21 protein-coding genes are annotated in these 20,521 nt (G+C 69.6%); 10 read left to right on the top strand and 11 right to left on the bottom strand.

Annotated features, from left to right (window positions below):
* Window positions 1–40 precede the first annotated feature (40 nt).
* Window positions 41–295: a hypothetical protein gene (locus tag ACGFI6_RS40020; RefSeq protein WP_393127929.1), complete on the top strand. Its 255-nt coding sequence runs from the start codon at window positions 41–43 to the stop codon at window positions 293–295.
* Here the strand turns inward: ACGFI6_RS40020 and ACGFI6_RS40015 are convergent.
* Window positions 271–1,224, bottom strand: a complete 954-nt coding sequence (locus ACGFI6_RS40015) for a GlxA family transcriptional regulator (protein ID WP_393127928.1) — start codon at window positions 1,222–1,224, stop codon at window positions 271–273. The two genes, ACGFI6_RS40020 and ACGFI6_RS40015, sit on opposite strands and share 25 nt — an antisense overlap.
* Window positions 1,225–1,307: 83 nt before the next feature.
* Here ACGFI6_RS40015 and ACGFI6_RS40010 point away from each other — a divergent pair, with 83 nt between their 5' ends.
* Together ACGFI6_RS40010 and ACGFI6_RS40005 are read left to right on the top strand one after the other, a co-directional pair.
* Window positions 1,308–2,072 (top strand): MBL fold metallo-hydrolase, encoded by a 765-nt coding sequence (locus ACGFI6_RS40010; RefSeq protein WP_393127927.1) that lies wholly within the window; start codon window positions 1,308–1,310, stop codon window positions 2,070–2,072.
* A 114-nt stretch (window positions 2,073–2,186) separates the two neighbouring features.
* Complete coding sequence (locus tag ACGFI6_RS40005; RefSeq protein WP_393127926.1) at window positions 2,187–2,657, top strand: lamin tail domain-containing protein; 471 nt, start codon at window positions 2,187–2,189, stop codon at window positions 2,655–2,657.
* On the opposite strand, the gene ACGFI6_RS40000 is transcribed toward ACGFI6_RS40005, so the two are convergent.
* On the bottom strand, window positions 2,654–3,511 hold the full coding sequence (locus ACGFI6_RS40000) for an MOSC domain-containing protein (RefSeq protein WP_393127925.1): 858 nt from the start codon (window positions 3,509–3,511) through the stop codon (window positions 2,654–2,656). The two genes, ACGFI6_RS40005 and ACGFI6_RS40000, sit on opposite strands and share 4 nt — an antisense overlap.
* Window positions 3,512–3,569: 58 nt before the next feature.
* On the opposite strand from ACGFI6_RS40000, the gene ACGFI6_RS39995 reads away from it, so the two are divergent.
* Window positions 3,570–4,094, top strand: a complete 525-nt coding sequence (locus tag ACGFI6_RS39995) for a helix-turn-helix transcriptional regulator (protein ID WP_393127924.1) — start codon at window positions 3,570–3,572, stop codon at window positions 4,092–4,094.
* Window positions 4,095–4,230: 136 nt separating this feature from the next.
* Here ACGFI6_RS39995 and ACGFI6_RS39990 read toward each other — a convergent pair whose 3' ends face one another.
* Window positions 4,231–5,037: a spermidine synthase gene (locus ACGFI6_RS39990; RefSeq protein ID WP_393127923.1), complete on the bottom strand. Its 807-nt coding sequence runs from the start codon at window positions 5,035–5,037 to the stop codon at window positions 4,231–4,233.
* Between the two features lie 175 nt (window positions 5,038–5,212).
* On the opposite strand from ACGFI6_RS39990, the gene ACGFI6_RS39985 reads away from it, so the two are divergent.
* The gene (locus tag ACGFI6_RS39985; protein ID WP_393127922.1) at window positions 5,213–6,205 is read left to right on the top strand and encodes a malate dehydrogenase; all 993 of its coding nucleotides are present in this window, start codon (window positions 5,213–5,215) and stop codon (window positions 6,203–6,205) included.
* Between the two features lie 50 nt (window positions 6,206–6,255).
* Here the strand turns inward: ACGFI6_RS39985 and ACGFI6_RS39980 are convergent, their stop codons facing one another.
* The 4 genes from ACGFI6_RS39980 to ACGFI6_RS39965 form a co-directional block, all read right to left on the bottom strand.
* Window positions 6,256–8,955 (bottom strand): S8 family serine peptidase, encoded by a 2,700-nt coding sequence (locus tag ACGFI6_RS39980; RefSeq protein ID WP_393127921.1) that lies wholly within the window; start codon window positions 8,953–8,955, stop codon window positions 6,256–6,258.
* A 624-nt stretch (window positions 8,956–9,579) separates the two neighbouring features.
* Window positions 9,580–10,290, bottom strand: coding sequence for a transporter substrate-binding domain-containing protein (locus ACGFI6_RS39975; protein WP_393127920.1), 711 nt, complete (start codon window positions 10,288–10,290; stop codon window positions 9,580–9,582).
* A 56-nt stretch (window positions 10,291–10,346) separates the two neighbouring features.
* Window positions 10,347–11,591: a M48 family metallopeptidase gene (locus ACGFI6_RS39970; protein ID WP_393127919.1), complete on the bottom strand. Its 1,245-nt coding sequence runs from the start codon at window positions 11,589–11,591 to the stop codon at window positions 10,347–10,349.
* Window positions 11,588–12,523: a helix-turn-helix domain-containing protein gene (locus ACGFI6_RS39965; protein WP_393127918.1), complete on the bottom strand. Its 936-nt coding sequence runs from the start codon at window positions 12,521–12,523 to the stop codon at window positions 11,588–11,590. The genes ACGFI6_RS39970 and ACGFI6_RS39965 overlap by 4 nt, the downstream gene beginning before the upstream one ends.
* A 70-nt stretch (window positions 12,524–12,593) precedes the next feature.
* Here ACGFI6_RS39965 and ACGFI6_RS39960 point away from each other — a divergent pair, with 70 nt between their 5' ends.
* Entirely contained in the window at window positions 12,594–12,905 is a 312-nt protein-coding gene (locus ACGFI6_RS39960; RefSeq protein WP_393127917.1) for a cupin domain-containing protein, read from the top strand.
* Here ACGFI6_RS39960 and ACGFI6_RS39955 read toward each other — a convergent pair.
* Entirely contained in the window at window positions 12,902–13,891 is a 990-nt protein-coding gene (locus ACGFI6_RS39955; RefSeq protein WP_393127916.1) for a pirin family protein, read from the bottom strand. The genes ACGFI6_RS39960 and ACGFI6_RS39955 overlap by 4 nt on opposite strands.
* A gap of 303 nt (window positions 13,892–14,194) precedes the next feature.
* On the opposite strand from ACGFI6_RS39955, the gene ACGFI6_RS39950 reads away from it, so the two are divergent.
* The 4 genes from ACGFI6_RS39950 to ACGFI6_RS39935 all read left to right on the top strand — a co-directional run bounded on the left by ACGFI6_RS39950 (window position 14,195) and on the right by ACGFI6_RS39935 (window position 17,052).
* A complete protein-coding gene (locus tag ACGFI6_RS39950) occupies window positions 14,195–15,052 on the top strand; it encodes a bifunctional methylenetetrahydrofolate dehydrogenase/methenyltetrahydrofolate cyclohydrolase (protein WP_393127915.1) in 858 nt (285 codons plus the stop codon).
* Between the two features lie 73 nt (window positions 15,053–15,125).
* Window positions 15,126–15,395: a DUF3017 domain-containing protein gene (locus ACGFI6_RS39945; protein ID WP_393127914.1), complete on the top strand. Its 270-nt coding sequence runs from the start codon at window positions 15,126–15,128 to the stop codon at window positions 15,393–15,395.
* Window positions 15,396–15,524: 129 nt separating this feature from the next.
* The gene (locus tag ACGFI6_RS39940) at window positions 15,525–16,127 is read left to right on the top strand and encodes a TetR/AcrR family transcriptional regulator (RefSeq protein WP_393127913.1); all 603 of its coding nucleotides are present in this window, start codon (window positions 15,525–15,527) and stop codon (window positions 16,125–16,127) included.
* Window positions 16,128–16,131: 4 nt separating this feature from the next.
* A complete protein-coding gene (locus ACGFI6_RS39935) occupies window positions 16,132–17,052 on the top strand; it encodes an NADP-dependent oxidoreductase (protein WP_393127912.1) in 921 nt (306 codons plus the stop codon).
* A gap of 32 nt (window positions 17,053–17,084) precedes the next feature.
* Here the strand turns inward: ACGFI6_RS39935 and purH are convergent, their stop codons facing one another.
* From purH to ACGFI6_RS39920, 3 genes are read right to left on the bottom strand one after another with little or no spacing between them, the layout of a single operon-like run.
* Entirely contained in the window at window positions 17,085–18,644 is a 1,560-nt protein-coding gene (gene purH / locus ACGFI6_RS39930; protein ID WP_393127911.1) for a bifunctional phosphoribosylaminoimidazolecarboxamide formyltransferase/IMP cyclohydrolase, read from the bottom strand.
* Window positions 18,641–19,267 carry a phosphoribosylglycinamide formyltransferase gene (gene purN / locus ACGFI6_RS39925; protein WP_393127910.1) on the bottom strand — a complete coding sequence of 209 codons (627 nt, stop codon included), beginning with the start codon at window positions 19,265–19,267 and terminating at the stop codon, window positions 18,641–18,643. Before purN ends, purH begins: the two co-directional genes overlap by 4 nt.
* Before the next feature lie 10 nt (window positions 19,268–19,277).
* Complete coding sequence (locus tag ACGFI6_RS39920; RefSeq protein WP_393127909.1) at window positions 19,278–20,519, bottom strand: DUF6350 family protein; 1,242 nt, start codon at window positions 20,517–20,519, stop codon at window positions 19,278–19,280.
* Between the last annotated feature and the right edge of the window lie 2 nt (window positions 20,520–20,521).

Below are 20,521 nucleotides of genomic sequence, written 5' to 3'. Positions count from 1 at the left end.
ATGGATCTACAACCTGGTCCACCAACCTGCGGGAGGCTGGATGTTTTTCGAGGGTGATGATCGGGCCGGGCCGGCGCACTTCGGGATCCACCCGGACGCGTTCGGCGAGGAGCGGCCGGATCCGCGGCCCGACGAGGCCCGCAAGATGGGGCTCAGCCGGCACACCGAGGAAGGCGCCGTACTGTACTTCGCCTCGTCCCTGGACCGCGGCAAACCCGGCCACCGGATGATGGCCTGGATCCTGCTCGTCACCTTCGCGGCGCCGGTGATCTACATCCTGCTCGTGCTGCTGTAGAACTCCTGCCGGTGCCGCTGCGGCGTCGTACCGAGCAGGATGTGGAAATGGTGCCGGAGCGCATCGCTGCTGCCGAACCCGCTCTCCGCCGCGATCCGCTCGATCGACAGATCGGTTGTCTCCAGCAACAACCGCGCCCGGTCCAGCCGCTGCTGCAACAACCACGCCTGCCCCGAGCTCCCGGTCCGCGCCCGGAACTGCCGCGTGAACGTACGGCGCGACAACGCGACCGCCCCGGCCCACTCGTCGAGCGACACGGGCTGGTCGAGCCGGGCCCGCGCCCACACCATCGCCTTCTCGATCACGTCGTCGGCCGGATCCGGCGGCACGGGCACCGGGATGTACTGCGCCTGCGAACCGCTCCGATGCGGCGCGACCACGATGTCGCGGGCAACCTTCTCCGCAACCTCGAACCCGTGGTGCATCCGGACCAGGTGCAAGCAGCAGTCCAACGAGGCAGCCGTACCGGCCGACGTCACCAGGTCTCCTTGATCCGACCACAGCACGTCCGCGCGCACCTTCAGCGACGGGTACCGCGACCGCAACTCCTCGGCGAACCGCCAGTGCGTCACCACCTCGCGCCCCGCGGCGATCCCGCTCTCGGCCACCAGGAACGCGCCGACGCACAACCCCACGACGGTCGCCCCTCGCGTGTGCGCGCGCCGGATCGCCTCCAGCAGTACGTCGGACGCGACCAGCCCGGGCTCCCAGCTCGGCAGCACCACCACATCGGCCCGCTCCATCGCGTCGAGCCCGTGTTCCACCGTGAGGCCGAACCCGGCGCTGGTCGGGAACGATCCGGGCGTCTCCGCACAGACCTGTACGTCGTACCGGGCCGGCAGACCGCGACGCTCACCCAGGACCAGGCAAGGCACCGACAGGTGGAACGGGCTCATCCCGGGATACGCGAAGACCGCGACAGTACGCATGGGGATAATTATGGCCCGATCTTCGGTAACTATGGCTCCCGGGCCAATGGCGACCCGGCCCGCCGGCGCGCAGGATCGTAGTCATGAAGCTCACGCACATCGGCGGCCCGACCGCCGTCCTGAACCTCGGCGGCCTGACGTTCCTGATCGACCCGGCCTTCGACGAGCCGCGGAACTACCAACTCCCCGGCGGCCGGGTGATGACGAAGCTGACCGGGCCGGCGATCCCGGTCGCCGAACTCGGCCCGATCGACATCGCCCTGGTCTCGCACGACGAGCACAAGGACAACCTCGACGACGCTGGCCGCGCACTGCTGCCGTCGATCCCGACCGTCCTCTCGACCCCTGGCGCCGCGGAACGCATCGACGGTGTCCGCGGGCTGCAGAACTGGGAGTCGATCGATCTCCCGAGGCCGGACGGCGGCGTCGTGACGGTGACCGGCGTACCGGCACTGCACGGACCGGAGGGCGCCGAGAAGCTTCTCGGGGTCGTCACCGGGTTCGTCCTGCAGGGCGAGGGAATCCCGACCGTCTACGTGTCCGGCGACAACGCTTCGCTCGGGTACGTCAAGGAGATCGCCGACCGCTTCCCGTCCATCGACGTCGCGATCCTGTTCGCCGGCGCCGCCCGTACGGCATTGCTCGACGGCGCCAACCTGACCCTCACCTCGGAGGACGCGGTCGAGGCCGCACGCATCCTCGACGGCGCAACCGTCGTACCGGTGCACACCGAAGGCTGGACGCACTTCACCGAGGGCCCCGGCACCTTCGTGGCAGCCTTCCGTGCGGCCGGCCTGGAGGGCCGGGTCAAGCTCCTCGACCACGGCGTCACAACCCCCCTTGATTGAGGGCTTGACGAGCACAGAGCGTGACCGCTAGCGTGTGCGACCGCCGGGGGGAACCGGCAGTTCGCGTTCATCGGGCCGGGGGACATCGGCCCACTGCCAAGGGGGAACATTCCTTTGTTCGTACGTCGCTTTCGCACGCTCTTCTCCGCGGCAACGGCCGCCGTGGTGCTGGCCGGTACGGCAGTACTCGCACCATTGACGGCCGACGCGGCGATCACGGCCGTGCTCAGTGGGATCCAGTACGACCCGCCGGGGGCGGACACCCGTACGAATGCCCAACTGAACAACGAGTTCTTCACCGTTCGGAACATCAGCACGCGGCCGATCAACCTGTCCGGGTTCCGGGTCCTGGATGCGGCGAACCACGTGTTCGTGTTCCCGCGCGGGTACGTCCTGCCGGGCCGGTCGACCGTGATCGTCCGTACTGGCAAGAACCGCAACCGGGCGCTGACGCTCTACTGGAACCAGAGCTGGTACGTCTGGAACAACACCGGCGACACTGCCCGCTTCCAGACCCCGGCCGGCAAGACCTTCGACACCTGCACCTACAAGGCAGTCACCGGCCGTGCACGCGTCGGCTGTTAACCAGTGGGCTCGGCGGGGTCGGTGCCGGCCGGGATCCATTCCTGGACGACGATCTCGTCATCGACGCTTATGTTGCCGGAGGCAAGTACTGCGGCCTTGATGCCGAAGCTGACCCCGCCGCCGTAGGTGGGTTCGCGGCGGTACGTCGCCAGCGTCCGGGTCGGTTCCGGCCCGGACCTGGCGCCCGACGCCTGATCGACGGTCGGCACCGCGCAGCGGATCCCGCGCGCCGAGTACCCGATCTCGACCGAGCCGACCGTCATCCGGAGCACCTTGTCCTCGGTGTGCGGCTCGGACCAGCCGGACACGACGAGATTCGGCCGGAACCGGTTCATCGGGATGGCGTTCCCGCCGTGCTCGAGGATCCGCGCGTTCAGCCCGTCGAGTGACGACTGCGACGTGATCATCAGCGCGTGCGCGTCACCGAAGCCGGTCAGCCCGCGGTGCGCTCCCCAGCCGGGCCGCTCGTGCTCGGGCGTCACCCGCACCAACGCGGCCGGGGTCCCGAGTCGATCGGTGATCCACGCATCCGCGGCCGGGTCCTGCACCACGCCCTGCCCGAACCATTTCCCGAACAAGCTGACGTCGCGCCGCTTCCCGTCGTACCGGATCCCGACCTCGAGGTCCGGGCCGTCCGGCGCCGACAGGCGGAGCGCGGCACCCGCCAACTCGGCGCGCAACGTGGCCATGGCCGGCAGTTTGCGCTGGCTCAGGAACGTCCCGTCCGGCTCGACGAGCATGAACAGCCGGTCGTTGAGCAGGCCGGTCGGACCGACCTCAGCGCTCTCGACGGGGATCCCGGCAAGGCCCTTCACCGGGTAGTAGGCCAGGGCGGCAACCTTCGCGACAGACACGGACCCCAGCCTAACGGTCTCTTGATCTGTTGAAACATGTTGAGTTATGTTTGATCACGTGCAGGATGTCGAAGCCTTCGCCGCGGCCTTGCAACGGGTACGTCGGCACGCGGGCCTGAGCTACCGTCAGTTGGCGCAGCGCGCGCACTACTCGCATCCGCACCTGATCCGCGCGACCAGCGGCAAGCAACTGCCGACCTGGGAGGTGACCGCGGCGTACCTGGCCGGCTGTGGTGTCGCTGCCGACCTGATGCCCGTCTGGCGCCGGCGGTGGGAGGACGCAAGCCGCGACCCGCGCGACCTCGTCGACCTGCTGAATCACGCGGAAACCCTGGCAGAGCTGGGCACTGCACTCGCGGCGCTCGTCCGGCCACGGTCGCTGCGCGCACTCGCGCAGGCAACCGGGATCCCCCGGGCCACTATCCAAGCCTGGCTGGGTGGCACCCGCCTCCCCGGCCGCGACCGCCTCGACCACCTGGTCCGCACCGTAGGCGCCACCCCCGCCGAACGCGCCGCCGCAACCAACGCCCTAAACCGCCTCACCACCCGACGACCCACCCTCCCACCCCTACGAACCGCGTAGGCACTCCCGCACCCGCCCCGTCCCGCTTTCGCCCCGTCTCGCGGAACGGGAGCCGGTTCGCCACGCAGGCAGAACCCCGGATTTGGTCGGGTTTTATGGTTCGAAAGGTCACTTCTGCCTGCCTGGCGGTACAGGGTCAGCTGCGGAAGACCGAGGCCGGCGCGCGGGGGGTGACAAAGCCTTCGGCGTCGGTCAGTGGCGCGGCCTTGCCGGCGAGCTCGTGGAGCGGCATCACGTCGTACGGCGGTTGCGCGCGGCGGCCCGCGGCCGTCAGGTCGGGCACCGGCTGCGGCGACGCGACCATGATGACGTTCCCGAAGCCCTTGCCCCGCAGGATCTTCCGCTCCGCGAGCACGACGCCGGCCCCGACCACGTCCCGTACGGTCGCCGCCGTCCGCCGCAGGAACGGCAGCCCGGCCTTCCCGTCGATGAGGTTCGCGACCAGTACGCCGGTCGGCCGCAGCACGCGGACGCACTCGGCGAAGAACTCGGCCGTCACCAGGTTCGCCGGCACCGCCTCATGCTCGAACGCGTCCAGGATCACCAGGTCGACGGAGTCGTCGTACACGCCGGCGATCCCGGCCCGCCCGGTGACCGGCCGCACCTTGATCCCGGACCGTTTCGGCAGCGGCAGCGCCTCGCGAACGAACTCGGTCAGGTCCTCGTCCGGTTCGAGCACGATCTGCCGCGAGCGCGGCCGCGTCACGGCGACGTACCGCGGAAGGCTCAGCGCCGCGCCGCCGACGTGCAGTACGGCAACCGGCTGCCGCCGCGGAGCGACCGCGTCGACCACGTCCCCGATCCGCCGCATGTACTCGAACGGCAGGTTCGCCGGATCCGCGAGATCGACCTGCGACTGCGGCGACCCGTCCACCCGCAACACGAACGTCCCGTCCCCCTGCGCTTCAACGCTGGCCATCCCCGACCCGGTCCGCCGCTCCACCCGCCCATCCTCTCAGCCCCCGTCTTTGAGCACGCACCAACCGTCCGCGACCGGTGAAAACGGTTGGTGGGTGCTCAAGGACGGTGTGAGCAAGTCGGTGGTGCCCCAGCGTTGGGTGCGGGCCTGGGGCTTGCTAGCGTCCGAAGCACACAATCGGATGAGCTAGGAGCGAGTCGTGAGCACTACACCGGTGAAGGTGGCCGTTACCGGGGCCGCAGGGAATATCGGGTACAGCCTGCTGTTCCGGATCGCGAGCGGTGCACTGCTCGGGCCGGACACGCCGGTGGAGCTGCGGCTGCTGGAGATCACCCCGGCGCTGAAGGCGCTCGAGGGTGTCGTGATGGAGCTCGACGACAGCGCGTTCCCGACTCTCGCCGGTATCGAGATCGGCGACGACCCGAACAAGGTCTTCGACGGCGTCAACGTCGCGCTGCTGGTGGGTGCGCGGCCGCGGACGAAGGGCATGGAGCGCGGCGACCTGCTGGAGGCGAACGGCGCGATCTTCACGGTCCAGGGCAAGGCGCTCAACGACCACGCCGCCGACGACGTCCGGATCACGGTCACCGGCAACCCGGCGAACACCAACGCCCTGATCACCAAGAGCAACGCCCCCGACATCCCGTCGGAGCGGTTCTCGGCGCTGACCCGGCTCGACCACAACCGGGCGATGGCGCAGCTCGCCAAGAAGGCCGGCGTGCACGTCACCGATCTGAAGAAGCTGACGATCTGGGGCAACCACTCCGCGACCCAGTACCCGGACATCTTCCACGCCGAGATCGCCGGGAAGAACGCCGCCGAGGTGGTGAACGACCAGGACTGGCTGGAGAACGACTTCCTCCCGACCACGCAGAAGCGCGGCGCCGCGATCATCGAGGCCCGGGGCGCGTCGTCGGCAGCCTCCGCCGCGGCCGCCACCATCGACCACACCCGCGACTGGCTGAAGGGCACCGCCGAGGGCGACTGGGCCTCGATGGCGGTCGTCTCCGACGGTTCGTACGACGTCCCCGAGGGCCTGATCTCGTCGTTCCCGGTGACCACCAAGGACGGCAACTGGGAGGTCGTCCAGGGCCTGGACATCAACGAGTTCTCGCGCGGCAAGATCGACGCCTCGACCGCGGAGCTCGGCGAGGAGCGCGACGCCGTGAAGGCGCTCGGCCTGATCGGCTGACAGCAAACCACCAGCAGGCCCCCACGAAAGTGGGGGCCTGCTGTTCGTTCTCACCGCAAGGTGTAGGCGGCAAGCACGGTTTGCGTCGTACTGTTGCCGGCCGCATCCGTCGCGGTCGAGCGCAACGAGACCGCCTTGCCGGCGGGCGTCGGGAAGATCGCCTTCCCGCCCGCGACCGGCGCCTGCCGCCACGTGGCGCCCCCGTCACCGGAATACTCGATCTTCACCCGCGCCGCGGCGCCCCGAACCTGGAACGGCAGTACGGTGACCGGCTTGCGCGCCATCGCGTTGGTCCCGTCCACGTCCGGCCGGAACCCGACGGTGTAGATCGGCAGGCTCTGCTGGTCCGCGGACGAGCTGAACGTCGCCTCCAGCTCGGTCCGGGTCGACAAGGGCCAGAGCTCCTGCGTCCCGGTCGTCACCAGCTTGTATGTCGCCTTGCCGGCCGGCTGACCCGCGGCCTCCACGGTGCCGAACCGGTCGCTGGATCCGACCTCGGCGCCGTCCCGGTACAGCTTCGTACTGGCCGGCGTCATCTCGGTGTAGCCGACGTGCCCGTCCGCGTCCGTGAGGCCGTAGATCGCCACGGAGAGCCGATCGGCCGACCGTGTCGCAGCGGCCGTCGACGGGGTGAACGCCGCCGCGTTCCATCGCTCCTGGTAGTGCTGCCCGGCCTTGTAGAGGATCGACTTCCCCTCCAGGTGCCACTTCCCGAACGGGACGTCCGAGCCGTCCGTGTCCTCGTCGGTCGAGCCGGCGAAGCCGTACTTCGTCTCGTCGACGTAGTACCGGATGGTCCGCGGGGCGTCGAGGCGGATCACCCGGGCGAGGCCGCTGTCACCGTTCGGCCCGGTCGGGAACAGCATCTTGAACAGCCGCTTGCCATCGGTCGCGTTCACCGTGGCGTCCACGGTCGCGAGGTCGGACTGCTTCACCTTGCGATCGAAACCGGTCGGGAAGCCGCCGGGGAAGTAGTTCGCGATCCCGTACAGGTACGGCGTGTTGGTGAACAGACCGTCTGCACCGGGCACGCCCCACTGCGACGTGACGTGCCCGACCAGTTCGTCCTCGGTCAGCGTCGGCCCGGCGTTGTAGGTGTACAACGTGCCCGAGCCAAAAGCCCCGGCGTCGTTGATATAAATGCCGCTCTTGGTCGTACGGTCGTACCCGATGCTCGAGCTGGCCTGCTGTGCGCCGGCGTTCGGCACCGTGGTCGTGACCGGCTTCGCCTGCCGGGCATCCAGTTCGACGGTCCGGTCCTCGGTCAGCTGCACGCGCGGCGCGACCATGCTGAAGAAGATCCAGTCGTCCGTACCGCGCTCGAACTCCTGGAACGTGTCGACCAGGTACTGCCCCTGCGGCACTCGCATCGTCAGCGTCCCAGTCGCATCCGGCACGTCGAACGCGACCACGTCGTTGTCGACACCGATCACACTGACCAGGTAGTCCACAGCCGGCGTACCGTCCCGCTGGACGGGCTTGACGGTCAGGTTGTACGTCGGGCCTTCCTTCTCCACACCGACCGGTACGACGACAGTCTGGCCGCCACCCGTGGCCGTGATCCGCCCGCTGTACAGGCCGTCCGCGCCACCGAGGCTGGTGTCCGACGTCGCCTGCACAACCGCAGTACCACCCGCCGGTACGGTGACCGAGTCCGCGCTGAGCTTGAGCGCACCGGCCGGAGCAGCTGCCCCGTCGGGCCCGTTGAGAACCGTCGACAGCGACAGCGTGACCGCAGCGTCGCCGAGGTTGCGGAACGTCACGTCACGAATGACCGGCTGGTCGTCGGTGTGCGGGAACGACGCCTTGCCGAACGACACGCTGCCCGACTCGGCCACCACGCTCTGCTTGATCGCGGTGGTGAGGTTGATCCGGCCGGCTCCCTGCTGGAACGACGTCTGGTCGTCCATGACCTTCGCCGACCCCATCAGCGCGGCCTTCAGTTCGGCCGGCGTCCAGGACGGATGCTCCTGCAGGAGAATCGCGGCCGCGCCGGCGGTGTGCGGGGTTGCCATCGACGTACCGGACAGCCGCAGGTACTTGTCGCCGACCGGCTCACCGACCGTCGAGTCCTTCGACTTCGCCGCCACGATGTCGGTGCCCGGCGCGGTGACGTCGGGCTTGACCGCACTGTCGCCGATCCGCGGGCCGCGGCTCGAGGTCTCGTTGAGCACGTCCTGTTTGGTCACGTTGCCGACGGTCAGCGCCGCGTCCGCGCTGCCCGGCGACTCGATCGTCGCGTCACCCGGCCCACTGTTGCCGGCGGCAACCACAAACAGCGTGCCGGCCTCCGTGGTCAGCCGGTTCACGGCCTCCTCGATCGGGTCCAGCTCCGGAGTGTCCGGGCCGCCGATACTGAGATTGACGATCTTCGCCTTGACGTCGTTCGCGGCCCACTCCAGGCCGGCCAGGATCGCCGACTCCGCACAGCCGTACACCTCGCAGATCTTGCCGTCGTAGATCCGCGCGTCCGGCGCGACGCCCTTGTAGCGCCCGTCCGAGGCGGCACCGGTGCCGGCGATCGTCGACGCGACGTGCGTACCGTGCCCGACCACGTCGTCGGCGGACTCGGTGGTGAAGTTCTTCTCCCCCGCGATCTGGGGCGCGAGGTCGGGGTGGGTCGCATCGATACCTGAGTCCAGTACGGCGACCGGGACGCCCTTACCGGTGTACCCGGCGCGCCAGGCATCCGGTCCGCGATCTGCGGCACCGACTGGTCGAGCAGTAGTTGCCGCTTGCCGTCCAGCCACAGTTTGCTGAATCCCGCCGTACGGATGAAATTCTTGGCGGTGCTCTTGGTGACCTTCATCGCCGCGCCGCCGATCGACGGCAGCTGCCGGGTGACCTTCGCCCCCGCCGGTACAGCGCGCTTGGCGGTCCCGCTGTACGTCGTGAGCACCGGGATCGTGCTGGTCGACGCGTCGTCGTACCGGTCCTTCACCAGTTCGGCGACGTCGAACAGCCGACGGTCGATGCGGCCGCTGCCGACGTCCTTGCTGACGTCGGCCGGGATCACGTACGCATGCCCTTCGACCCGCTGCGTCATGAAGCCGACGTGCTGCCGCCCGGCGCCCGGCTCGATCGTCAGCTTGCCGACGTCCCCGCCGGGGAGCCGGACGCGGTCGCCGGTGACCAGCGTGACGCTGACATCGGCCTTCGCCGCTTTCGGGGCCGGTTGGGCGGAAGGTGCCGGTTGGGCGGGAGGTGCTGCCTGGGCCGGCGTCAGTACTCCGACGCAAGGCACTAGGCCCGCGACCGCCAGCACGGCGATCGCGGGCATACCTCTACGCGTGAATTTCACAGTTCCTCACCCCAGAAATCGGTGTCTGCTTCACGTAGAACGTGAGAACCGGTCTCCGGGGTTGCCTCTGCGGTCAGGCGGGTGGTGCGACCAGCGTGGTGGACTGGCCGGCTGCGGCGAGGGAGGCTGCGATGGCGCCGCTGGATTTCAGGTCCTCGATCAACGCGTGCAGGTACGCGACAGTCGCGGGCTGCTTCGTCTTGACCGTGCCGACAGCCTGCTGGATCTGCATGAAGCGCTCGTCGATCAGGCGCAGGTCCTGGTGCGCGTCGACGTACTGCGTGATCGGCTGGCGGATCCCGGCCGCGACCTCGAGCCCGTCGGTGCGGAACACGTCGACGCCGTCGCTCCCGCGGACGATCGTCGCGTGCTGCACGGTCCTGGTCAGATAGAGGTCGTACGCCGATCCCTGCTTCACGCCGATCCGTACGCCGGGCGCATCCACGTCGGCGACCGCGGTCAGCTTCGAGTCCTGCGGTACGGCGTAGACGCCCTCGATCACCACGTACGGCGCGGTGAACGCGACCTCGGCCGCCCGCGCCGGCTCGATCGCGAGGAAACAAATGTCCGCACGCCCCGTGGTCAGCGCCTCGAACGACTTGCGCGCCGCGTCGAAACACACCAACTCCAACGGCAGCTCGAGACGCCGCGCCAACTCATATGCAATATCGACGGTCACCCCGCCCGGCGCCTCCGGCGTCCCCTGCGCCAGCACCGGATTCCCAAGATTGATCGAAGCCCGCAGCACACCGGACGGCGCAAGATCCGCAGCAACACTCGTCATACCGCCGACCTTATCCGCGGTCACGGCACGGCCGACCCGACGACTGACAGATCTCGTCAGTCGTGCAGGCTCACGACAGCCGCCCGGGCCGCAGCCCTCAGCTCGTCATCCTTGTTCGGCGCAAACACACTGGTCGTCGGCGTCGGGTGCGCGCGCAGCAGCCGGGTCCGCTGCCAGGTCGGCGGATGGTCCGCGTCGCTGCGCCCGTTGCCCGCCCGATCGACCTGTACCAGCCGAGCGAACTCGTGCTCGGGGATCTCGGCGGCCGTACGGCGCAAGGCCTCGAGCGGATCGTCCGCACGACCGAGGCGGACAGCCCGCTCCAGCGCGCGGTAGCAGATGTCGGCGAGCAGTACGCGTTCGAGAGCGGCAGCCGCCGGTTCGGAACCGATGTGCTCGGCGACCCGCCGGTCGATGCGGTACTCGCGGCGCTGCCGGCCCGCCAGATCGAGGCGGCGCAACAACCGGTAGTACCCGCGGATCGGCGGTCCCAGGACGGCGCTCCCGAGCTTCACGAGCCAGCTGTGCAGGATCTGGTCGTCGCTGCCCTGCCCGACGATAACCACGACCCCCTCGGAGTGTTTGATCCGTCCGTCTCCGGCCGAGTCGAGCGCACCTGGCGTGACGGCCGCCGCGAGCTCGCCGATCACGTGCTGCGCGGCACCGAGTACGCGGTCGTGCAGGCCGCGCCGGTCGTCGTACAGGGCGTGCGCGAGGACGGCGTACCGCTCCTGGGGGTTGAGGACCGTCCAGGACGGCAGGCCGATCCTGAGGGTACGGCGGTAGCGCAGGCCGACGCGTTCGATCGCGATCCGGGTGTCGAGGGTGAGGACGACGTACTGCAGCTTCGGCGTCCCGGTCTGGGCGGCGAGGCGATCCAGTACGTCGTACAGCTGGGGTGCTTGGGTGCGCGTGATCGGTTGTGCGCTGCCGGGGAGGCGGTCGATGCGCGGGCGGAAGATCGCGGTGATGACGAACAGGACCGCGGCGAACGGCGCCGCGAACCAGATCGGCCGATAGAACACGAGCAGCGCGATCCCGCCGAGGAGCCCCGGCAGCGGGATCAGGAGAACCGGAACCGACAACAGGAAGGCGCTCACCGAGCGCTCCGGACCGGACGCGGGACGCTCGGCCAGCGAGTCGGCAAGTCTGCGCTCGCGCTCGAGCTGCCAGGCCGGCTCGTGCGGGGCGGGCGCCGGCTCGAGGTTCCATCCACAGTGCCGGCACCAGATCGCGTACCGGCGATCCTGCGGCAACGGCCGGCTGCACTCCGGGCAGTCCGGCATCGCGGGTCGGATCATGAAGGGATCGTAGGCGTACCCCGGTATGCGCGCCGGTAGGCGCTGGGGGTGGTGTGGACGGCGGCGCGGAAGCGTCTGCGGAGATTTGTTGCCGAGGACAGACCGGCCTTCGTCGCGATCGTCTCGACCGGGAGGTCCGTTTCCTCAAGCAGTACACGGGTTTTGGCGATCCGCTGCGCGAGCAACCACTGCCCCGGAGCCGTACCCAGTTGCTCCTCGAAACGACGAGCCAGCGTTCGCGTTGACACGTTCAGCTGCGCGGCAAGGTCGTCGACGGTGAGTGGATCGGCGAGATGCTCGGCCGCCCAGTCGAGGACCGCGCCCAGCGACTGCGCCGACTGCGGCTCCTCCGTCCGGTACTGCAGTTGACCGCCTTCGCGATGCGGCGGCATCACCATCCGCCGCGCGACTCGCGCCGCGTACGCCGCCCCGTGATCGCTGCGTACGAGATGCAGGCACAGGTCGATCCCGGTCCCGGATCCACCACTCGTCGCGACGTCCCCGTGGTCGACGTACAAGACGTCCGGATCTACTTGTACTGCAGGGAATCGGCGCTGCAGCTCGTCGGCGTACCGCCAATGGGTCGCGGCGCGGCGCCCGTCGAGCAGCCCGGTCGCGGCGAGCAGGTACGCACCCGAGCAGATGCTGACCAGCCGCGCGCCGCGTCGATGTGCGCGGGTCAGCGCCCGGACGACCGCGGCTGACGGCTCGCGATTGATCGGCAACCAGCCCGGTACGACGATCGTGTCGGCGCGGTCGAGCGCCCGCAGGCCGGACGTGACCACCATGTCGAAACCCTCGGTGGTACGGACGTTCCCTGCCTGCTCGGTGCAGACGCTGAAGCGGTACGGCGGATCGCGGAACACGGCCGCGGCACAGCCGAACTCGAAGCTCGCCTGCGGAGCGGTGACCAGCGCGACGACGCGATGCATGGCAGAAAAGTACCTGATCGGGACAATTCAGACACTGGGTCGAAGGCGTGCACAACGCGATGATCGGGGCATGGAGAGCTACGAGTGGGCGTCGGTCGACGACGCGCCGGTCCGTGACGTGTTCCCTGGCATCCGGCTGCGGCCGTTGTGGTCCGGGGCCGTCGCGAAGGCGTACGTACTGCAGATGGACGCGGGATCCAAGTGGGAGGGCATCGACGTCCACGACCCTGGTCCGGAGGAGGTGTTCGTGGTCGACGGCGTGTTCAACGACGGCGAACGTGATTACCCGGCCGGTTCGTTCATCCACGCCCCGGCCGGGTCGTCGCACATCCCGCAGTCCGCCGCGGGCTGCACGCTGTTCTTGTTCTACCCCGAGGGTTAGTTGTCCGTACTGCGGAGCTCGGTCGGGGCGCCGTGGACGGCCGGGATGCTGCCGAGCTTGCCGGCCTGGAAGTCCTCGAACGCCTGGATCACCTCGGCGCGCGTGTTCATCACGAACGGCCCGGCCATCGCGATCGGTTCGCGGATCGGGCGGCCGCCGATCACGAGCACATCGAGGTTCGGCTCGGCCTGCGGCTGCGTCGTACCGGCCTGGGTACGGATCGTGTCGCCCGGACCGAAGACGGCGAGCTGCCCCTTGCGGAACGGGCGTCGCTCGGCGCCGACCGTACCTTGACCGGCGAGGACGTAGACGAGCGCGTTGTAGTCTTGCTGCCACGGCAGGATCAGCTCCGCGCCCGGGCTGACGGTCGCGTGCACCAGCGTGATCGGAGTGTGGGTCGAGCCGGGGCCGTCGTGGCCGTCGACCGAGCCCGCGATCACGCGGATCAGCGAGCCGCCGTCCGGCGTGGACAGCAGCGCCGCGTCGCCGCCGCGGATGTCCTGGTACCGCGGCGGCGCCCACTTGAGCGCCTTCGGCAGGTTCACCCAGAGCTGGATGCCGTGGAACAGGCCACCGCTGGTGACGAGCTGCTCCGGCGGCGTCTCGATGTGCAACAGCCCGCTGCCGGCGGTCATCCACTGCGTGTCCCCGTTGGAGATCACGCCGCCACCGCCATTGGAGTCCTGGTGCTCCATGATCCCGTCGAGCATGTACGTGACGGTCTCGAAGCCGCGGTGCGGGTGCCACGGAGTGCCCTTCGGCTCACCCGGTGCGTACTCCACCTCACCCATCTGGTCCATGTGGATGAACGGGTCGAGGTCGCGCAGGTCGACGCCCGCGAAGGCGCGCCGGACCGGGAAGCCCTCCCCTTCGAAGCCGCTCGGCGCGGACGTCACCGACTTCACGGGACGCTCCCGCACGACGGCCGGGTCCTGCGGGCTGATCCGCGGCAGAACGGTGATGTCGCTGACGGTCACGGCAGGCATGCTGTGCTCCTCGCTGGGCTAATAGTTCAAGAATAAACTATCTGCTCGAACCACGCCAGCTCCCCGCACATTCCGGATCCCCAGGCCATCACAATTGCCCGCCTCTCCCGGCCCCCTGCGTGACCGCGGTCGGCGCCGCCAGTTGTGATGGCCTGGCGGTCCGGACCCCAGCCACTCACCAACCCGCCGCAGGCGCATCCCGCCTGCCGATCCCACGCGGGAGCACCAGCACCCCGGCGGACTTGGTGAGTGGTGGCGGTCCGGGTAGGGGGACAGCCGGCTCGCGTGGCAGACTTCGGAGTCGTGACGGCTCAGATTCTGGACGGCAAGGCGACGGCGGCGGCGATCAAGGACGAGCTGAAGGTCCGGGTCGCGAAGCTCGCCGAGCAGGGCGTGGTGCCCGGGCTCGGGACGATCCTGGTCGGCGACGACCCGGGGAGCCGGACGTACGTGGCGGGCAAGCACCGCGACTGCGCGGCAGTCGGGATCTCCTCGATCCAGGTCGAACTGCCGGACACCGCGACCCAGGACGAGATCGCGGCCAAGGTCAAGGAGCTCAACGAGAACCCGGAGTGCACCGGCTTCATCGTCCAACTCCCGCTCCCCAAGCACGTCGACACGAACACGATCCTCGGCCTGATCGACCCCGCCAAGGACGCCGACGGCCTGCACCCGGTCAGCCTCGGCAAGCTCGTCCTCGGCCAGGAAGGTCCGCTGCCGTGCACCCCGAAGGGCTGCGTGGAGATCCTCCGGCGCTACGACGTACCGATCGCCGGCGCGCACGTGGTCGTCGTCGGGCGAGGCGTCACCGCGGGGCGGCCGATGGGGCTGCTCTTCACCCGCCGCAGCGAGAACGCGACCGTGACGCAGTGCCACACCGGTACGAAGGACCTCGCCGCTGTCGTCCGTACCGGTGACATCGTGATCGCGGCCGCCGGTTCGGCCGGCCTGATCACCGCGGACATGGTGAAGCCCGGCGCCGTCCTGCTCGACGTCGGCACCAGCCGGAACGCCGAGGGCAAGATCGTCGGCGACATCGAGGCAGCCGCCCGCGAGCAGGCCGCCTGGATCGCCCCGATGCCCGGCGGCATCGGCCCGATGACCCGCGCCATGCTCCTCACCAACGTCGTCGAGGCCGCCGAATCCACCCTCCCGCAATGACCGGCACGACCGCCTGGGACGCCGGCGTGATCGCGCGGGACGCCGGCCCGATTGTCCGGGGAGTGGCGTGCTGATGGCGGGTGAGGCCCAGCGCCGCAGTCAGTGGCCGCTGGCATTGTCGTTGCTGGTCGCCCTGACCGGCCTGATCGTGCTGTGGTTCTACGACTGGCGCAACGGCGTACTGGTCTTCGCCGCCGCCGTAGGCCTCGCCGGCCTCCTCCGAGCCACCCTCACCGACACCGCCGCCGGCCTCCTCCACGTCCGCAGCCGCATGTTCGACACCACCTTCCTCCTCCTCACCGCCGCAGCCATAACAGTCCTCGGCCTGATCATCCCCAACTGACAACTACCTGCAGCGTGACCCCGGGCAGGGAATACTCCGCCGGATGGTGACGATTCGGACGCGGGGGTTTCGCTAGCTTCAGGTTACAGAACTTGAAATCTGTAACCTGGTCTGCCTACGGTACGCCGTGTGCAGCAGCGAACGCGATTGGACGCGGAGTCGATCCTGGCCGCCACCGAGGAGATCCTGCGGCGGCACGGCCCCGCCAAGGCGACCGTCGTGGACGTCGCGCGGGCGCTCGGGGTCAGTCATGCCGCCGTCTACAAGCACTTCGCCTCCAAGCAGGCGCTCCGTGAGGCAGTGACGCGGCGCTGGCTCGACCAGAACCGCGACGCCCTCGCCGCGGTCGCGGCCGACGCAGCGGTTCCTCCGGTCCGTCGCCTGCGCGCCTGGCTGCACGCCGTACTGGAACTCAAGCAGGCCAAGGTTCGCGACGACCCGGAACTGTTCGCCGCCTACGGAATCCTCGCCGCAGCACACAGCGGGGTCGCGACCGGTCATGTCGCCGACCTCCGCAGCCAACTGACCGGGATCCTCGCCGCCGGCGCCGACGACGGCACGTTCCGCATCGACGATCTCGACGCCACTGCCAGGGCGGTCTTCACGGCCACCGCCAAGTTCAATCACCGCGCCCACGCGGCCGAGTGGGAAGCGCCCGGCATCGGCGCCGAACTCGACGCCGTGTGCGACCTGCTGCTCGACGGCCTTCGCGGCCGGCAATCGGAGGACTGACCCCATGGTTCATGCAATCGGAGTGACCCGGCCCGGCGGACCGGACGCGCTCGAGGAACTCGAACTCGCCGCCCAACCCCTCACCCCCGGGCAGGTCCGGATCCAGGTCCACAGCGCCACGGTGAACCCGACCGACGCGATGCTCCGCTCTCGCGAGCACGAGGACGCCGTACGGGTGCCCGGCATGGAGGTCGCCGGCGTGATCAGCGAAGTCGGCGCCGGCGTCGAGTTCGTGATCGGCGACGCGGTGATGGCGATCGTGGTCCCGGCCGGCGAGCACGGCGGCTACCGGTCGGAACTCGTCGTACCGGCACGTTCGGTCGCGAGGATCCCGGCCGGACTCACCACCGTCGAGGCCGCGACCATCCCGATGAACGGGCTGACCGCCCAGTTCGCCCTCGACACCCTGGCGCTCCCGGCCGGCGCGACCGTCGCCGTCACTGGTGCGGCCGGCACAGTCGGTGGGTACTTCGTTCAACTCGCCAAGCGGGCTGGGCTCCGCGTAATCGCCGACGCGGCCCAGCCGGACGAGGCCTTCGTCCGCGACTGCGGAGCCGACGAGGTCGTGCCGCGCGGTGACGCCTTCGTCGCAGCAGTACGACGGCATTGTCCCGGCGGCGTCGACGGGCTGGTCGATACCGCCGTAATCGAGGGCGACGCGCTCCCCGCGGTCAAGGACGGGGGCACCGTCATCACCCTGCGCGGCTACCAGGGCGACGGGACCGGCCGGGTTCGCGTCGTCCCGATCTTCGTCCGCGAGTACGCCGAGGAAGCGGAGAAGCTCGACCACCTCGCCGTACTCGCGGGCCGCGGCGATCTCACCCTGCGCGTCGCCGGCGTACTCCCGGCATCACAAGCCGCCGACGCCCACCGCTCACTCGAGAAACATGGCATCCGCGGCCGCCTCGTGCTCCGCTTCACCTGACGTGAGGCTGATCAACGCGTCGGCTCCGGCCATCAGTGGAAGAAGTGCCTGGTGCCGGTGAAGTACATGGTGATGCCGGCTTTGGTGGCGGCTTCGATGGCGGCTTCGTCTCGGATGGAGCCGCCGGGCTGGACTACTGCCTTGACGCCGCCCTCGATGAGGACCTCGAGGCCGTCGGGGAACGGGAAGAAGGCGTCGGACGCGGCGACCGAACCGGCAGCGCGGTCGCCTGCGCGGGTGACGGCGAGGCGGCAGGAGTCGACCCGGTTCACCTGACCCATGCCGACGCCGACGGAAGCGCCGTCCGCGGCGAGCAGGATCGCATTGGACTTGACCGCCCGGCACGCCTTCCACGCGAACGCGAGGTCGGCGAGCACCTCCGGAGAGGCGGCCGAACCGGCAGCGAGCGTCCATGCCGACGGGTCGTCCCCGGCGGCCTGGAAGCGATCGCGGTGCTGCAGCAGCAGGCCGCCGCTGATCGCGCGCATCTCGACAGCCTCGGATCCGTCCACCGGCTCGGCCACGAGCAGGCGGATGTTCTTCTTCGCCTGCAGGATCTCGACGGCGCCGTCCTCGAAGCCCGGTGCGACCAGTACCTCGGTGAAGATCTCCGCGACCTGCTTGGCCAGCTCCACCGACACCGGCCGGTTGGTGGCGATCACGCCGCCGTACGCCGAGACCGGGTCACACTCGTGCGCGCGCCGGTGCGCTTCGGCGATGTCCTTGCCGACCGCGATGCCGCACGGGTTCGCGTGCTTGATGATCGCGACCGCCGGCTCACTGAAGTCATAGGCGGTACGACGAGCCGCATCGGCGTCGACGTAGTTGTTGTACGACATCTCCTTGCCGTGCAGCTGCTCCGCCGCCGCGAGACCGCCGCGACCGTTCAGGTACAGCGCGGCCGGCTGGTGCGGGTTCTCGCCGTACCGCAGGACGGCCGACTTGTCCCACGACGAACCGACCCAGGCCGGGAAGCCGGAACCCTCGCTCGTGTCCGTGAGTACGTTGCCCATCCAGGATGCGACGGCGATGTCGTACTCGGCGGTGTGTACGAAGGCGGCCGCGGCCAACTGCTGCCGCTCCGCCAGCGAGAAGCCGCCCTCCTGCAGCGCGCTCAGCAGCGAGGAGTACTGCGCGGCAGACGTCACGACCGCGACGTTCGCGTGGTTCTTCGCTGCGCCGCGCACCATCGACGGCCCGCCGATGTCGATCTGCTCGATGCACTCGTCGACCGAGGCACCGGACGCGACCGTCTCCGTGAACGGGTACAGGTTGCTGATCAGCAGGTCGAACGGCTCGACCCGCATCTCCTTCAGCTGCTCGACGTGATCCGGCTTCCGCAGATCGGCCAGCAGCCCTGCGTGTACGAGTGGGTGCAGCGTCTTGACCCGCCCGTCGAGGCACTCCGGGAACCCGGTCAGCTCCTCGACCTTGGTCACCGGAACTCCGGACGCCGCGATCCGCGCCGCGGTGGAGCCGGTCGACACCAGCTGCACACCGGCCGCGTGCAGTGCTCCAGCGAGCTCCTCCAGACCAGTCTTGTCATAGACGCTGATCAGCGCCCGGCGGATCGGCCTGCGGTCGGTGCTCACTTCAGTCGAACCTTTCGTCCGGTGATGGTCCAGCCGTCGCGGACCAGCCGGCCGACCCACTCCACCAGCTGGCGGCGTTCGACCTCCTTGATCCGCTCGGTCAGGGTTTCTTCGGTGTCGTCGTCCTCGACGGGCACGACGACCTGCCCGATGATCGGCCCGGTGTCGACGCCGCCGTCCACGAAGAACAGCGTCGCGCCCGCGACCTTCACGCCGTACTCCAGCGCGTCCCGCGGCCCGTGGATCCCGGGGAACGCCGGCAGCAGCGCGTTGTGGGTGTTGATGTACCGGTCGCCGAAGGACTCCAGGAAGTCGTCGCCGACGAGCTTCAGGAACCCGGCCGACACCACGAGATCGGGTTTGTGCTCCAGTACCGACGCGGTCAGTGCGCGATCCCAATCCGCGCGTTCGGCAAATGACTTCACCTTGTGCACGAATGTCGGCACCCCGGCGGCCGCAGCCCGGTCGAGCCCGGCGATACCGTCCCGGTCGGCGCCGACGGCGACCACCTGGGCGCCGTACGCCGGATCGGCGCAGGCGTCCAGCAAGGCCTGCAGGTTCGACCCCGACCCCGACACGAGCACGACGAGGCGTGCAGAACCGGAGTCAGCAGCAGAAGTCACGGCCGGAAGCCTATCGCCCGGCGTCGGCTCCGGTGTCAGCTGGTCGGCGGGCGGACACCACGGCCGCCGTCACGGCGGCCCCGATCGCCATCCCGGCCGCCAGCACGCCGGCTGCCGGCAGCGCACCCGGAACCCCGATCGCGGACATCCGCCCTGGTCCGGCCGAGCCGCCCGACAGCGCCAGCAGCGCGAACACGATCACGCCCGCGAGCAGCGCCGCGATCGCGCCGCGCAGCGCGAACGCATCCCATCCGAGCGCGTACGCGTCCCGCTCCCGGAGCCCTCGCCGTACGACGACCAGCCCCGCGACGGCTCCCGCCACCAGCGGGACGAGCGCGGTCAGCGCCAGCAGGTACGTCGGTGTGGCCCCATCGGCAGGTACGGCGGCGAGCAGCGGAAGCGCCGGCAGGTTCCCCACGTCGACGCCCGTCGGCGCGATCGTCGTACCGGTCCCCAGCTGGAATCCGGGCCCGGCGAGGAACGCGACGACGTACAGCAGGATGTTCGGCAGCAGCATCAGGCAGATCGCGAACAGTACGACCGACCCGATCACGCCCGCGTCCAGAAGCTCGAGCATGCCGGTGATCCGGGAGAAGTGGATGGCGAGCAGCACGGCGTACAGGAGCGAGGCAATGGCGACGATGGTCAGTACGGCGGCGAGGGCGGCCGGTACGGCGTCGCGCAGGCCGGCTGGTGTGGCGTCCGCGAGGTCCTCACCGGCGCCGGACTCGACCACGATGCCGGCCAGACCCGCGATCAGGGCGAGCGAGAACGCGCCGAGGAACGCGGACAGCGGTGAGACCTTGAGCGGCCCCTCGGCCGTGAGCAGGCCCACAACCAGCCCGCCGAGGCCGTAGACGACCGCGAACGCCCCGGCGAGTGAAATCAGGTCTTTGGTCCGGTCGGCGCCGCTGGAGCGGGCCGCGGACTTGCCGCCGCGGTACAGGCACCAGACGAAGAACAGAGTCAGGCCGAGCGGCGCGACGCTGATCCGGCCGGTGCCAAGCGTCACCCCGGCCTTGTGGGCGATCAGCCAGGCGGATGCGCCGGCCCGGACCGCTCCGGAGGCACCGCCGAAGGTCGCGCCCAGCCAGCCGATCACGGCGACCACGGCGCAGGTCAGCAGGCCGGTGAGCAGGCAGGCTCCGGCGGAGATCACGGCCGACACGAGCAACGGCTTGGTCGGGGCGGCGATCTCCGACGTGGGCGTCTCGCCGTCCCGCGCGCCCGGGCGGCTCAGCATGTCGGTCATCT

Origin of the sequence: Kribbella sp. NPDC048928, assembly GCF_043197975.1 — a bacterium.
Taxonomy (GTDB): domain Bacteria; phylum Actinomycetota; class Actinomycetes; order Propionibacteriales; family Kribbellaceae; genus Kribbella.
Note: the sequence above shows the minus strand (reverse complement) of the source record. Positions and strands in the feature narration are given on the sequence as shown.

Excerpts from the sequence above, each read along its gene's own strand:
- ACGFI6_RS39920 (WP_393127909.1), bottom strand. The coding sequence starts at position 20,519 with ATGACCGACATGCTGAGCCGCCCGGGCGCGCGGGACGGCGAGACGCCC.
- ACGFI6_RS39955 (WP_393127916.1), bottom strand. The coding sequence starts at position 13,891 with ATGCCTGCCGTGACCGTCAGCGACATCACCGTTCTGCCGCGGATCAGC.
- ACGFI6_RS39975 (WP_393127920.1), bottom strand. The coding sequence starts at position 10,290 with ATGACGAGTGTTGCTGCGGATCTTGCGCCGTCCGGTGTGCTGCGGGCT.
- ACGFI6_RS39970 (WP_393127919.1), bottom strand. The coding sequence starts at position 11,591 with ATGATCCGACCCGCGATGCCGGACTGCCCGGAGTGCAGCCGGCCGTTG.
- ACGFI6_RS40015 (WP_393127928.1), bottom strand. The coding sequence starts at position 1,224 with ATGCGTACTGTCGCGGTCTTCGCGTATCCCGGGATGAGCCCGTTCCAC.
- ACGFI6_RS39945 (WP_393127914.1), top strand. The coding sequence starts at position 15,126 with ATGGCGGGTGAGGCCCAGCGCCGCAGTCAGTGGCCGCTGGCATTGTCG.
- ACGFI6_RS39960 (WP_393127917.1), top strand. The coding sequence starts at position 12,594 with ATGGAGAGCTACGAGTGGGCGTCGGTCGACGACGCGCCGGTCCGTGAC.
- ACGFI6_RS39965 (WP_393127918.1), bottom strand. The coding sequence starts at position 12,523 with ATGCATCGCGTCGTCGCGCTGGTCACCGCTCCGCAGGCGAGCTTCGAG.
- ACGFI6_RS39935 (WP_393127912.1), top strand. The coding sequence starts at position 16,132 with ATGGTTCATGCAATCGGAGTGACCCGGCCCGGCGGACCGGACGCGCTC.
- ACGFI6_RS40020 (WP_393127929.1), top strand. The coding sequence starts at position 41 with ATGTTTTTCGAGGGTGATGATCGGGCCGGGCCGGCGCACTTCGGGATC.
- ACGFI6_RS40010 (WP_393127927.1), top strand. The coding sequence starts at position 1,308 with ATGAAGCTCACGCACATCGGCGGCCCGACCGCCGTCCTGAACCTCGGC.